The 12,269-nt window shown below is 68.7% G+C and carries 10 protein-coding genes; 8 read left to right on the forward strand and 2 right to left on the reverse strand.

Translation table 11 applies throughout. From position 1 onward, the window contains the following. Positions 1–8 precede the first annotated feature (8 nt). The gene (locus WHX56_RS22630) at positions 9–989 is read right to left on the reverse strand and encodes a Bug family tripartite tricarboxylate transporter substrate binding protein (protein ID WP_228468488.1); all 981 of its coding nucleotides are present in this window, start codon (positions 987–989) and stop codon (positions 9–11) included. Between the two features lie 209 nt (positions 990–1,198). Between WHX56_RS22630 and WHX56_RS22635 the strand changes: the two genes are divergently transcribed. From WHX56_RS22635 to WHX56_RS22665, 7 genes are all read left to right on the forward strand, one after another. After that, the gene (locus tag WHX56_RS22635; RefSeq protein ID WP_338879077.1) at positions 1,199–2,086 is read left to right on the forward strand and encodes a LysR family transcriptional regulator; all 888 of its coding nucleotides are present in this window, start codon (positions 1,199–1,201) and stop codon (positions 2,084–2,086) included. A gap of 332 nt (positions 2,087–2,418) precedes the next feature. Continuing rightward, entirely contained in the window at positions 2,419–4,968 is a 2,550-nt protein-coding gene (gene nirB / locus WHX56_RS22640) for a nitrite reductase large subunit NirB (RefSeq protein WP_338879078.1), read from the forward strand. Further along, positions 4,968–5,318 (forward strand): nitrite reductase small subunit NirD, encoded by a 351-nt coding sequence (gene nirD / locus WHX56_RS22645; RefSeq protein WP_129242169.1) that lies wholly within the window; start codon positions 4,968–4,970, stop codon positions 5,316–5,318. The genes nirB and nirD overlap by 1 nt, the downstream gene beginning before the upstream one ends. Positions 5,319–5,370: 52 nt before the next feature. Next, a complete protein-coding gene (locus WHX56_RS22650; protein ID WP_129242168.1) occupies positions 5,371–6,183 on the forward strand; it encodes a formate/nitrite transporter family protein in 813 nt (270 codons plus the stop codon). A 12-nt stretch (positions 6,184–6,195) separates the two neighbouring features. Continuing rightward, positions 6,196–7,944 carry a bifunctional protein-serine/threonine kinase/phosphatase gene (locus WHX56_RS22655; protein ID WP_338879079.1) on the forward strand — a complete coding sequence of 583 codons (1,749 nt, stop codon included), beginning with the start codon at positions 6,196–6,198 and terminating at the stop codon, positions 7,942–7,944. Between the two features lie 17 nt (positions 7,945–7,961). Then, positions 7,962–8,729, forward strand: a complete 768-nt coding sequence (gene cobA / locus WHX56_RS22660) for a uroporphyrinogen-III C-methyltransferase (RefSeq protein ID WP_338879080.1) — start codon at positions 7,962–7,964, stop codon at positions 8,727–8,729. A 28-nt stretch (positions 8,730–8,757) separates the two neighbouring features. Next, positions 8,758–10,014: a nitrate- and nitrite sensing domain-containing protein gene (locus WHX56_RS22665; protein ID WP_338879081.1), complete on the forward strand. Its 1,257-nt coding sequence runs from the start codon at positions 8,758–8,760 to the stop codon at positions 10,012–10,014. A gap of 52 nt (positions 10,015–10,066) precedes the next feature. Here WHX56_RS22665 and WHX56_RS22670 read toward each other — a convergent pair whose 3' ends face one another. Beyond that, complete coding sequence (locus WHX56_RS22670; RefSeq protein WP_129242164.1) at positions 10,067–11,128, reverse strand: LacI family DNA-binding transcriptional regulator; 1,062 nt, start codon at positions 11,126–11,128, stop codon at positions 10,067–10,069. Between the two features lie 112 nt (positions 11,129–11,240). Between WHX56_RS22670 and WHX56_RS22675 the strand changes: the two genes are divergently transcribed. After that, complete coding sequence (locus tag WHX56_RS22675; protein ID WP_129242163.1) at positions 11,241–12,260, forward strand: TRAP transporter substrate-binding protein; 1,020 nt, start codon at positions 11,241–11,243, stop codon at positions 12,258–12,260. Positions 12,261–12,269 lie beyond the last annotated feature (9 nt).

A 12,269-nucleotide genomic window follows, 5' to 3' on the forward strand; every position in this document is an offset into this window, starting at 1 on the left:
TCATCCGCTCAGAACTTGATGTGCTTTTTTTCCACGATGTCCTTGAACATCGCCGACTGTCCGGCCACGAACTCGCGCGTTTCCTCCGGTCCCTTGAATGCCGCCTCCGTGCGCATGGCCTTGATCTGCTCCAGCACGGCGGGGTCGCGCAGGGCTTCGGCGAAGCCCCGCTGCAATTTGTCGATAATGGGCGCCGGCGTGCCCTTGGGCGCGGCCATGACATAGGAAATGATGTTCTCCGCCGCCTGCGGATAGCCGGCCTCGGCCAGGGTCGGCGTGTCGGGCAGGAACTGCGAACGCTGCCGCTGCAGGACGACCAGCGCCTTGGTCTTGCCGGCGTCGAGCATGGTGCCCGCGGCATTGACGCCGTCGATCATCAAATCCACCTGATTGCCCGCCAGCGCGGTGACCGCCTCCACGCCCTTGTACGGAATGTGGCGGAACTCCACGCCGGTGTCGTTCATGAACACTTCGCCGGCCAGGTGGGTGGACGACCCCATGCCATAGGTGGCGTAGGTGTAGCGGCCAGGGCTCTTCCTGGCCTCGTCCAGCACCGTCTTGAGATCGGACGGCATGGCCTTGTTCGCGGTCAGCACCATGGCCGTCTGCCCCAGCGTGGCCACATAGTCCAGCGACTTCTCCGGCGCATAGGGCTGCGGCGACATGACGTAGGGGATCAGGGTGTAGCTGGTGTTGGTGGACACCAGCAGCGTGTAGCCGTCGGGCGCGGCGCCGATGACCGCGTTGACGCCGATCACCGTGCTGCCGCCCGGCTTGTTGAGGATAGTGATGGGCTGGCCGAAAAGCCGGGACGCGCGCTCGGACACGATGCGCATGAACTGGTCGGTGCCCCCGCCCGCGGAATAGGGAATGACGATCTTGATGGGTTTGTCGGGATAGCTCGCGGCCGAGGCATTGCCGGCATACGCCATACCTGCGCCGGCCATCACTGACGACACAACGAGCGTAAAGATGCTTCGATACATCATTTGTCTCCTGATGTGCAGATTGAGAACCACCCGGGCACGTAGTTGTCCCGCGCCGCGATGGCCACCCATCTTTTTTTATTAATCCCGAATTTCGAGATTCGGTCCCACTCTACGGGACAAAAAAGAAACACGCAAGGCCCGCGTGAAGAATTTCCGCGGCGCCCTGATAGGCTTTACGGTATTGAGTCGATCGATTCCCGGACCCGCCCATGGACCTGAAGCACATCCGCACCTTTGCCGCCGTGGCCCGCGAAGGCAACCTGACGCGCGCGGCCGAGCATCTCCACCTGACCCAGCCCGCGCTGAGCCTGCAACTGAAGAACTTCCAGGAATCGCTGGACCTGACGCTGTTCTCGCGCACCGCCCAGGGCCTGGCGCCCAATGCCGACGGCCGGGCGCTGCTGCCGTCGGCGCAGCGGATCCTGGACGCGCTGGACGATTTCCAGCGCGCCATCGGCGCCCTGCGAGATACCGTCCAGGGCGAGTTGCGCATCGGCACCATCCTCGACCCGGAGTTCCTGCGCCTGGGCGCCACCCTGCAATACATGGTGGAGCACTATCCGAAGATCCGCCCCACCCTGCGCCACGGCATGTCGGGATCGGTCGGCCGGCAGATACGCTCGGGCGAACTGGACGTGGGTTTCTTCCTGGGGCCGCAGGGCGACACCGGCGGCCCGGCCGGGCTGGAGGCGCTGCCGCTGGCCTCGTTCGCGTATTGCGTCGTGGCCCCCAAGGGCTGGGGCGCGCAAGTGGCCGGCCGGGGCTGGGCCGAGATCGCGGCGCTGCCCTGGATCTGGACGCCGCCGGATTCCGTGCACCACCGGCTGCTGTCGGCCCGGTTCGACGCCCTGGGCATCGCGCCCAACGCGGTGGCGGAGGTGGACCAGGAATCGTCGATGCTGGACCTGGTGCGTTCCGGCGTCGGCCTGTCGCTCGCGCGCGACTCCATCGCCCTGCGCGAATCCCAGGCCAGCGGCCTGCTGCTGGTGAAAGAGCTGTCGATCCAGGCGGAACTTTCCTTCATTACCCAGGCCTCCCGGCGGGACGACCCGCTGGTGGCCGCGGCCTTCTCCGCCGTGCGGGCGGCGTTCGGCTAGCAGCCCGCGCCGCGCGGGTTTGCTGCGCTGCGCCAAACGGGTGCAGCGCGCACAGGACTATGCACCGGCTTGACGCAGCGGCCCTTGCGGCCCCGCCCGCCTCGCGGCCCGCCCGCGCGGCCTTTCCCTCTCCCGCTCCCTGGCATGTCCCGGCATTCCGGCCCCTGGCGGCCGCATGCGGAATTCCTGGCACGGACTTTGCTTGATGTCTGGCATGCGGGCCGCAAGGCCGGCAAGACAACTTGAGCAACATCGGCAAAGGCGCCCCGACCGCAAGGTCCAGGGCGCCTTTCGTCTTCCGAAACCTGAATATCCAAGCCCGGGGATATCCCATGAACGTATCGGCCACATCCGATTCCCTGCAGACCCTCGTTGTCATCGGCAACGGCATGGTGGGCCACCATTGCGTCGAGCAGTTGATCGCCCGCGGCGCGCTGGAGCGCTACCGCATCCACGTCTTCGGCGAAGAAAGCCGCCGCGCCTATGACCGCGTGCACCTGTCCGAATACCTGAACGGACGCGACGCCGACTCGATGGCGCTGGGCGACGCGGCGCTCTACGAGACCGAAAGCGTGATCCTGCACCTGGGCGCGGCCGTCCTGGAAATCGACCGGCGCCATCGCGAGATCGTCACCGCGCAGGGCCGCCAGGCCTACGACAAGCTGGTCCTGGCCACGGGCTCCTATCCTTTCGTGCCGCCGATCGCGGGCGCCGAAGGCGCGTCGCGCCTGGTGTACCGCACGCTCGACGACCTGGACCTGATCCGCGAGGCCGCCCACGGCGCGCGGCGCGGCGTGGTCGTGGGCGGCGGACTGCTGGGGCTGGAGGCGGCCAACGCGCTGAAGTCGCTGGACCTGGAGGCGCACGTGGTGGAATTCGCGCCGCGCCTGATGCCGGTGCAACTGGACGAACAAGGCGGCGCCGCGCTGCGGGCGCGCATCGAATCGCTGGGCGTGGGCGTGCATCTCTCGCGCGCCACCCAGGACATCCGGCCCGGCACGCAATACCGCTACCGCATGCGCTTCGCCGAAGGCGCGCCGCTGGAAACCGACCTGATCGTGTTCTCGGCCGGCATCCGTCCGCAGGTCGCGCTGGCGCGCAAGGCCGGGCTGACGCTGGCCGAACGCGGCGGCGTGGCCATCGACGATTTCTGCCGCAGCAGCGACGAACACATCTACGCCATCGGCGAATGCGCGGCCTGGAACGGCAGCGTGTTCGGCCTGGTGGCGCCCGGCTACCAGATGGCGCGCACCGTGGCTGCCGCGCTTTGCGGCGAAACCGCGCAGCCCTTCGCCGGCGCCGACATGTCCACCAAGCTCAAGCTCCTGGGCGTGGACGTGGGCTCGATCGGCGACGCCCATGGCGCGACGCCCGGCGCGCGCAGCTACCGCTACATCGACGAAGCCGGCGCCGGCTACCGCCGCCTGGTGGTGTCGGCCGACGGCAAGCGCGTGCTGGGCGCCGTCCTGGTCGGCGACAACAGCTATTACGACACGCTACTGCAATACGTGCAGAACGGCATCGCGCCGCCCGTCGACCCGGCCAGCCTGATCCTGCCCCAGGGGCAGGCCGCCCCGCTGCTCGGCGTGGACGCGCTGCCCGCCTCGGCCACCGTCTGTTCCTGCCACAACGTAAGCAAGGGCGCCATCTGCGACGCCATCGACGGCGGCTGCGCGGATCTGGCCGCCATCAAGGGCTGCACCAAGGCCGCCACGGGCTGCGGCGGCTGCGCCGGCCTGCTCAAGCAGGTGGTGGAGCACGAACTGGCGGCGCGCGGCGTCGCCGTGGACAAGAGCCTGTGCGAGCACTTCGCCTACACCCGCCAGGAACTCTACGCGATCGTGCGCGTGGGCGGCATCGAAACCTTCGAACAATTGCTGGCCAGCCATGGGCGCGGCCAACTGGGCTGCGACATCTGCAAGCCCGCCGTCGGCTCCATCCTCGCGTCCTGCTGGAACCGCCCCATCCAGGATCCCCGCCTGGTGCCGCTGCAGGACACCAACGACACCTTCATGGCCAACATGCAGAAGAACGGCACCTATTCGGTGGTGCCGCGCATTCCGGCCGGCGAGATCACGCCCGACGGGCTGATCGCCATCGGCGCCGTCGCGAAGAAGTACGGGCTGTACACCAAGATCACCGGCGGCCAGCGCATCGACCTGTTCGGCGCGCAACTGCACGAACTGCCCGACATCTGGAGCGAGCTTATCGCCGCGGGATTCGAGACCGGCCACGCCTACGGCAAGTCCACCCGCACCGTGAAGTCCTGCGTGGGCAGCACCTGGTGCCGCTACGGCGTGCAGGACAGCGTGCGGATGGCGCTGGACATCGAACACCGCTACAAGGGCCTGCGCTCGCCGCACAAGCTGAAGTTCGCCGTCTCGGGCTGCACGCGCGAATGCGCCGAAGCGCAGAGCAAGGACATCGGCGTGATCGCCACCGAGAACGGCTGGAACCTCTACGTCTGCGGCAACGGCGGCATGCGCCCGCGCCACGCCGAACTCTTCGCCACCGACCTGGACGACGCCATGCTCATCCGCGTCATCGACCGCGTGCTGATGTTCTACATCCGCACCGCGGACAAACTGCAACGCACCTCCGTGTGGCGCGAATCGCTGGAAGGCGGCCTGGACTACCTGAAGCAGGTGGTGCTGGAAGACAGCCTGGGCCTGTGCGCCGAACTCGAGGCCCAGATGCAGCTAGTGGTGGACCGCTACGAATGCGAATGGGCCAACGCCCTGAACGATCCGGAAAAGCTCAAGCGCTTCCGCACCTTCGTGAACGACAGCCGCCCGGACCCCGATATCCAGTTCGTGCAGGAGCGCGGCCAGCCCCGGCCCGCCCCCGCCCGCGTCATTCCCATAGCCGAGGAGATCTCCTGATGGACGTCCCAGCCCATGAACCGCAAGCCTGGCGGCCCGTCTGCCGCCGCCAGGACCTGGTGCCCCATTCCGGCGTGGTCGCGCTGGTCGAGGGCGTGCAGATCGCGCTGTTCTACGTGCCGCAGGCCGAGGACGGCGGCGTGTACGCCATCGAGAACCGCGACCCCCGGTCCGGCGCCAACGTCATCGGCCGCGGCATCGTCGGCCACCTGGGCGGCGAACTCGTGGTTGCCTCGCCGCTCTACAAGCAGCACTTCCGCCTGGCGGACGGAAGCTGCGTGCAGTACCCCGACCAGCGGCTGCGCGCATGGCGCGCGCGGCTCAACGCCGACGCGGTGGAAATCCGCTGACGCCCCTGCCTTGCCCCGCAATTGCCCCTCCCTCCAGAAACAGGAAGCCATCATGTCCTACATTGTCCCTGCCGAATTCGTCACCAAGATGGTGGACGCCGGCGAATCCAAGATCTACATGGCCACCCGCGACGCGCTCATCCGCGCCTACATGGCCGGCGCCATCCTGGCGCTTTCGGCGGTGTTCGCCGTCACCGTTTCCGTGCAGACGGGCTCGCCCATCCTGGGCGCCGCGCTCTTCCCGGTCGGCTTCTGCATCCTCTACCTGATGGGTTTCGACCTGCTGACGGGCGTGTTCGTCCTGACCCCGCTGGCGCTCATGGACCGCCGCCCCGGCGTCACGCTCAAGGGCGTGCTGCGGCACTGGGGCGTGATCTTCGTGGGCAACTTCCTGGGCGCGCTGACGGTGGCCTTCCTGATGGCCATCGTCTTCACCTACGGCTTCTCGACGCCGCCCAGCAAGGTCGGCGAAGTCATTTCGCACATCGGCGAGAACCGCACGCTGGGCTACAAGGAATACGGCGCGGGCGGCATGCTGACGATCTTCGTGCGCGGCGTGCTGTGCAACTGGATGGTGTCGCTGGGCGTCGTCGGCGCCATGATCTCCACCACCGTCAGCGGCAAGGTGATCGCCATGTGGATGCCCATCATGCTGTTCTTCGCCATGGGCTTCGAGCATTCCGTCGTGAACATGTTCCTGTTCCCCTCGGCCCTGATCCTGGGCGGCAACTTCTCGATCATGGACTACATGGTCTGGAACGAGATCCCCGTGGTGCTGGGCAACCTGATCGGCGGGCTGTCGCTGACCGGCCTGACGCTCTACACCACGCACATGAAGACCGCGCCCAAGCGCAGCTTCAACTGAGATCCGCCGGCCATGGACAGCTACGCGCCCCGCGAGCGCGCCGCCTCCCTGAAGGTCGCGGCGGGCCAGCACAGCGAGCCCGGCAGGAAGCCCGTCAACCAGGACTTCCATGGCCTGTGCCTGCCCGGCGAACCGCTGCTGGGCGCAAAAGGCATCGCGGTCGCGCTGGCCGACGGCATCAGCAGCAGCGAGGTCGGCCGCATCGCCAGCGAGACCGCGGTCGCGAGCTTTCTGGAGGACTACTACTGCACGCCGGAAACCTGGTCGGTGAAAAAATCGGCGCAGAAGGTGCTGGGCGCGGCCAACGCCTGGCTGCATGCCCAGACCCGGCAGCGCCACGACCCGGACCGCGACCGCGGATACGTATGCGCGATGACGGTGATGGTGCTGAAGTCCGCCACCGCGCATATCCTGCACGTGGGCGACGCCCGCCTCTACCGCCTGCGCCACGGCGCGCTGGAACAACTGACCGACGACCATCGCGTCTGGATCGCGCGCGACAAAAGCTGCCTGAGCCGCGCGCTGGGGCTGGCCCCGCAGTTGGAGATCGATTACCACACCCAGCCGCTGGAACCGGGCGACGTCTTCCTGCTGGCGACCGACGGCGTCTACGAACACGTGGGCGCGCGCGACATGGCCGAGGCCGTGGCAGCGCACTCCGGCTGCCTGGACGAGGCCGCCCGCAAGCTGGCCGCGCTGGCCTATGAACGCGGCAGCGGCGACAACCTGACGGTGCAGATCGTCCGCGTCGACGCCCTGCCCGGCCGCCAGGCCAGCGAGCTGGGCGACTACAGCCGCGACCTGCCCTGTCCGCCGCTGCTGTCGGCGGGCCAGGATTTCGAGGGCTTCCGCATCCTGGACGAACTGCGCGCCAGCAGCCGCAGCCATGTCTACCTGGCGCGCGACCTCGCCAGCGGCGGGCAGGCCGTCATCAAGATCCCCTCGCTGGACTTGCGGCACGACCCGGCCTACCTGGAACGGCTGCTGACCGAGGAATGGATCGCCCGCCGCATCGACAGCCGCCACGTGGTCCGCGCCTGGCCGCGCGACAGGCCGCGCCGCTACCTGTACACCGCCAGCGAGTACATCGAAGGCCGCACCCTGACGCAATGGATGGCGGCCCATCCCCGGCCCGCGCTGGACGCCGCCATCGCGATCGTCGAGCAGATCGCCCGCGGCCTGCAGGCCCTGCATCGCCTGGAACTGGTGCACCAGGACCTGCGGCCGGACAACGTCCTCATTACGCCGGACGGCACGGCGAAGATCATCGACCTGGGCTCCGCCAAGGCCGCGGGCATCGAGGAACTGGCGCCGGCCGGGGACCACCCCGGCCCGGTGCTGGGCACGGCGCAGTACGCCGCGCCCGAGTACTTCCTGGGCGAGGCCGGCACGCCGCGGTCCGACCTCTATTCGCTGGCCGCGATGCTCTACCAGATGCTGTCGGGCCGCCTGCCCTACGGGCCGGACGCGGCGCGGGCCCGCAGCCGCGCCGCGCAATTGCGCCTGAATTACGTATCGGTGCTGGACCGCGACCGCGAGATTCCCGCGTGGATCGACGGGGTGCTCAGCCGCGCGCTGCATCCCGATCCGCGCTCGCGCACCCCGGAGCTGTCCGAATTCACCCACGCGCTGCGCCATCCCGGCGAGGCCGCCCGGCGCGGCGAGCGCCTGCCCCTGCTGGAACGCAATCCGCTGGCCTTCTGGAAAGGCCTGAGCCTGGTGCTTGCCATCGCGCTCGCCCTCGTTTCCCTCCACTCATGAACGCAAGGACACCCATCATGAATCCTGCCGTCTGGCTGATCGGCGCGGGCCCCGGAGATCCGGAGCTGCTGACGCTCAAAGCGGTCAAGGCCCTGGGCCAGGCCGACGTGGCCCTGGTGGACGACCTGGTCGACCCGCGGATCCTCGAATACTGCCCCCGCGCGCGCATCGTGCGCGTGGGCAAGCGCGGCGGGTGCCGTTCGACCCCGCAGAATTTCATCCAGCGCCTGATGCTGCGCTACGCCCGGCAGGGGCTGCGCGTGGCGCGGCTGAAAGGCGGCGACCCCTGCATCTTCGGACGGGGCGGCGAAGAGGCCCAGTGGCTGAGCGCCCGCGGCGTGGCCTGCGAGGTCGTCAACGGCATCACCGCCGGCCTGGCCGCCGCGACCGCCGTCGGCATCCCGCTGACGCAACGCGGGCTGGCCACGGGCGTTACACTGGTCACAGCCCACACCCAGGACGGCGGCGCGCCCGACTGGTCCGCGCTGGCGCGCGGCGGCACGACGCTGGTGGTCTACATGGGAGTCGCCAAACTGCAAGACATGCGCAGCCAGTTGCTGGCGGCCGGCATGGCCGCCGATACCCCCGTGGCGATGATCGAAAACGCCAGCCTGCCCGGCCAGCGCGAATGCGCGTCCACGGTCGCGGCCATGGCCGCCGACGCGGACGCGTTCCGCCTGCGCAGCCCCGCGGTGCTGGTGATCGGCCAGGTTGCCGCCTGCCGGATGTTCGGCATCCCCGAAGCCCCCGCGCTGCCCGACGCCGGGTCGCGCCGAAGCGCCTGAACCACATCCGACCGAGACCGGAGCCCCCATGGCCGAACGCCACATGCCGCCGCCGCTGCGCTTCCTGCTCGCCGCGCGCCGCAGCGAACTCCATGGCCTGGAAGCCCTGGCGCGCAGTTGCGACCTGGTGGTGCGCATCGGCGCGCTGGCGCATGCGCTGCAGAAGGAACGCGGCTATTCCAACCTGTACCTGTGCAGCGCCGACGCGCGCCTGCAGCCGGCGCTGGCCGGCCTGACCGGGGACGCCGAGGCGGTCGAGGCGGAAGTCCGCCAACTGCTGGACGGACTGGCGGCGGACCCGGGCAACGCCCGGGCCCGGCTGCTCAACGGCATCGCCTATTCCCTGTTCCGGCTGGACGAGCTTGCCGGGCTGCGGCGGCTGGTCCGCGACCGGCGCGTGCCGGCCGAAGACGCCGACGCGCGCTTCACCCAGGCCGTGGGCAGCCTGCTGGCCATCGTCTTCGAAACCGCGGACGCCGCGCTGGACCCCGGCGTGGCGCGCAACCTGGTGGCGCTGCTGAATTTCATGCAGGGCAAGGAACTGAGCGGCCAGGAACGCGCCTGCGGCGTCATGGGCTACACCGCCGGCTGCTTCAGCGACGCGCAAAAGGCCCGCATGCTGGGCCTGGCCGCCAGCCAGGAACGCAGCTTCGGCATCTTCGTCCAGTACGCCGAACCCGACGCCCTGCAATGCTGGGAACGGATCCAGCAACAGGGCGGGCAGGTGCGCCGCATGCGCGACGTGGCGCAGCGCACTTCGGCCGGGCAGCCCGTGGACGCCGGCCTGGCCGAACTGTGGTTCGACCTGTACACCGCGCGCATCGACGCCATGCGCGGACTGGAAAGCCTGCTGGCCCAGGCCCTGGCCCAGCGCTGCGCCCAGCGCATCGCCGAAGCCCGCCAGGAACTGGACGACCGCCGCCTGCTGCTCAGCCGCTACGCCGACCATGCCAGCGGCCGCGCGCCCAGCATGGTGTATGGCGTGCACGGCCGCGTCGTGGACGCGCCGCCGCCGGACGGCGTGGGCGGCGAACTGGAACGGCCCATCCTGGACATGATGCGCGAACAGGCGCTGCGCATGCAGCAAGCCGACGACGCGCTGGCCGCCGCGCGCGGCGCGCTGGACGAAACCAGGCGCATCGACCGCGCCAAGCGGATCCTGATCGGCCGCTACGGCCTGACGGAGCAGGCCGCACACGAACGCCTGCAACGCGCCGCCATGGACGGCGGGCTGTCGCTGGCGGACGTGGCGCGGCAGATCGTCGAACAGGCCGGCGACGGCTAGCCGCGCGGGTCCGGCGCGCACTCCATCGTCTTCGCGCGCACCGACACCCGGCCTACGGCAGGTTCTCGCGGAAGATCACCTGGCTGCGGGCCAGTTCCACGCCGTTCATCGCGCTGCGCTTGTCGCGCAGGTTGCCGAAAATGCGCACGCAGCTCATCAGGGCCTCCATCGGGCTTTGCGTGATGACCGCGTCCATGGTCCCGTCGATCAGCAGCGAACGGGTGTCCGGCGTGAGGCCGTGGCCGATGAAGACGACGCGGTGCTGCAGGCCCGCCTCTTTCAGCGCGCGCGCCACGCCGTCGGACGCGCCGCCGATGTTGTAGATGCCGGCCAGTTGCGGATACTGCTCGAGCAACTGCCGCGTCTGCTCATAGTTCCGCTGCGCGTCATCGTAGCCTTCCCGCAGGTCCACCACCTGCATGGCCTGGAACTGTTCCGCGTACAACTGCAGGAAGCCGCCTTCGCGTTCCTCGTGCGCCCGGTAATGGCGCGACCCGGCGATCAGCGCCACGTGCGCCGCCCGCGAACCGATGAAGCGCGCGATCAGGTATCCGGCGGTGCGGCCGGCGGCGCGGTTGTCCAGGCCCACATAGGCCGCGCGCGCGCTGTTGGCGATGTCGGAAATCAGCGTCACCGCCGGCACGCCCCGCTGCGCGAGCGTATTGACGGCTTCGCGCACCGCCGGATGCTCCAGCGCCATGAACGCGATGCCGTCCGCGCGCCTGCCGTGCTTGGCCAGCGCCTGCGCCAGCGCGTCGGGGTTGAAGCTTTCCACGTACTCGACCTGGCACTTGGCGTTCAAGGGCGCGAAGTGCTCCTGCGCGTAGCCGACGGTATCGCCCAGCATGCGCAGATAGCGGTTGCTGCCGCGCGGCAGCAGGAACACCAGCCGCATCGGTTCGGACGCGGCGGCCGAGCGGATTTCCTGCTCGGGCAGGTAGTCCAGTTCGATGGCGGCCCGGAAGACCTTTTGCGCGGTGCTGGCCCGCACCCCGGGACGGCGGTTCAACACGCGGTCGGCCGTGGCGGTGGAGACGCCGGCCCGCGCCGCCACGTCCGCCAGGCGTGCCAGCTTGCGTTCGGAAGGAGTTCGATTCACATCAAAAACCATCATGAATGAAGTTTGACGATGATAGCGCCTATTCACTATTGTCCAGTCTGCCGCATGGGATTGGCGCTTTTGCGGAACATCAAAAAACATCATAACCATGATTATGGAGACAACCATGAAGCTGCTGACACGCCGCAGTGCCCTGCGCCGCCTTGCCGCGGTTCCCGCCCTTGCCCTGACCGGCGGCTTTCCGCTGGTCGCCCGCGCGGCCGACTACACGCTCAAGTACGGCAACAACCTGCCCGTCACCCATCCGCTGAACATCCGCGCCCAGGAAGCCGCCGAACGCATCCTCAAGGAAAGCAACGGGCGCGTGGACATCAAGATCTTCCCGAACAACCAGTTGGGCGGGGACACCGACATGCTGGCGCAGGTGCGCTCGGGCGGCATCGACTTCTTCACGCCTTCGGCGCTGGTGATCGCGACCCTGGTGCCGGTCGCGGCGATCAACGCCGTCGGCTTCGCCTTCAAGGACTACAACCAGGTCTGGAGCGCCATGGACGGCGCGCTGGGCGCGCACGTGCGCGCCGCCATCGCGCAGCGCCGGCTCTATGCCTTCGAAAAAATGTGGGACAACGGCTTTCGCCAGACCACCAGCAGCAAGGCCCCGGTCAAGACGGCCGCGGATATGGAGGGCCTGAAGATCCGCGTGCCGGTGAGTTCCCTGCCCATCTCCATGTTCAAGGGCCTGGGCGCCGCCCCGGCCAGCCTGCAGTTCAGCGAGGTGTATTCGTCGCTGCAGACCAAGGTGGTGGACGCGCAGGAAAACCCGCTGCCCATCATCCAGGTGGCCAAGCTGTACGAAGTGCAGAAGTACTGCTCGCTCACCAACCACATCTGGGACGGCTACTGGTTCATCGCCAACGGCCGCATGTGGGAAGGCCTGCCGGAAGACCTGAAGACGGTCGTGGCGCGCGGCATCAACGAAGCCGGCCTGGCGCAGCGCGAAGACATCAAGAAGCTCAACGCCTCGGTGCAGTCGGACCTGGAAGGCAAGGGCCTGCTGTTCAACCAGCCGTCCGCCGACAGCTTCCGCGAACAGTTGCGCAGCGCCGGTTTCTACAAGGAATGGCAGGGCCGCTTCGGCAACGAGGCCTGGACCCTGCTGGAGCAGGCCGTCGGCAAGCTGGCCTGAGGTCGCGCC

Source organism: Achromobacter veterisilvae (assembly GCF_037619525.1).
GTDB lineage: Bacteria > Pseudomonadota > Gammaproteobacteria > Burkholderiales > Burkholderiaceae_B > Achromobacter > Achromobacter veterisilvae.

What these genes read in the sequence shown, in the direction of transcription:
- WHX56_RS22630 (WP_228468488.1), bottom strand. Translation starts at nt 989, where the DNA reads ATGATGTATCGAAGCATCTTTACGCTCGTTGTGTCGTCAGTGATGGCC.
- WHX56_RS22635 (WP_338879077.1), top strand. Translation starts at nt 1,199, where the DNA reads ATGGACCTGAAGCACATCCGCACCTTTGCCGCCGTGGCCCGCGAAGGC.
- nirB (WP_338879078.1), top strand. Translation starts at nt 2,419, where the DNA reads ATGAACGTATCGGCCACATCCGATTCCCTGCAGACCCTCGTTGTCATC.
- nirD (WP_129242169.1), top strand. Translation starts at nt 4,968, where the DNA reads ATGGACGTCCCAGCCCATGAACCGCAAGCCTGGCGGCCCGTCTGCCGC.
- WHX56_RS22650 (WP_129242168.1), top strand. Translation starts at nt 5,371, where the DNA reads ATGTCCTACATTGTCCCTGCCGAATTCGTCACCAAGATGGTGGACGCC.
- WHX56_RS22655 (WP_338879079.1), top strand. Translation starts at nt 6,196, where the DNA reads ATGGACAGCTACGCGCCCCGCGAGCGCGCCGCCTCCCTGAAGGTCGCG.
- cobA (WP_338879080.1), top strand. Translation starts at nt 7,962, where the DNA reads ATGAATCCTGCCGTCTGGCTGATCGGCGCGGGCCCCGGAGATCCGGAG.
- WHX56_RS22665 (WP_338879081.1), top strand. Translation starts at nt 8,758, where the DNA reads ATGGCCGAACGCCACATGCCGCCGCCGCTGCGCTTCCTGCTCGCCGCG.
- WHX56_RS22670 (WP_129242164.1), bottom strand. Translation starts at nt 11,128, where the DNA reads ATGATGGTTTTTGATGTGAATCGAACTCCTTCCGAACGCAAGCTGGCA.
- WHX56_RS22675 (WP_129242163.1), top strand. Translation starts at nt 11,241, where the DNA reads ATGAAGCTGCTGACACGCCGCAGTGCCCTGCGCCGCCTTGCCGCGGTT.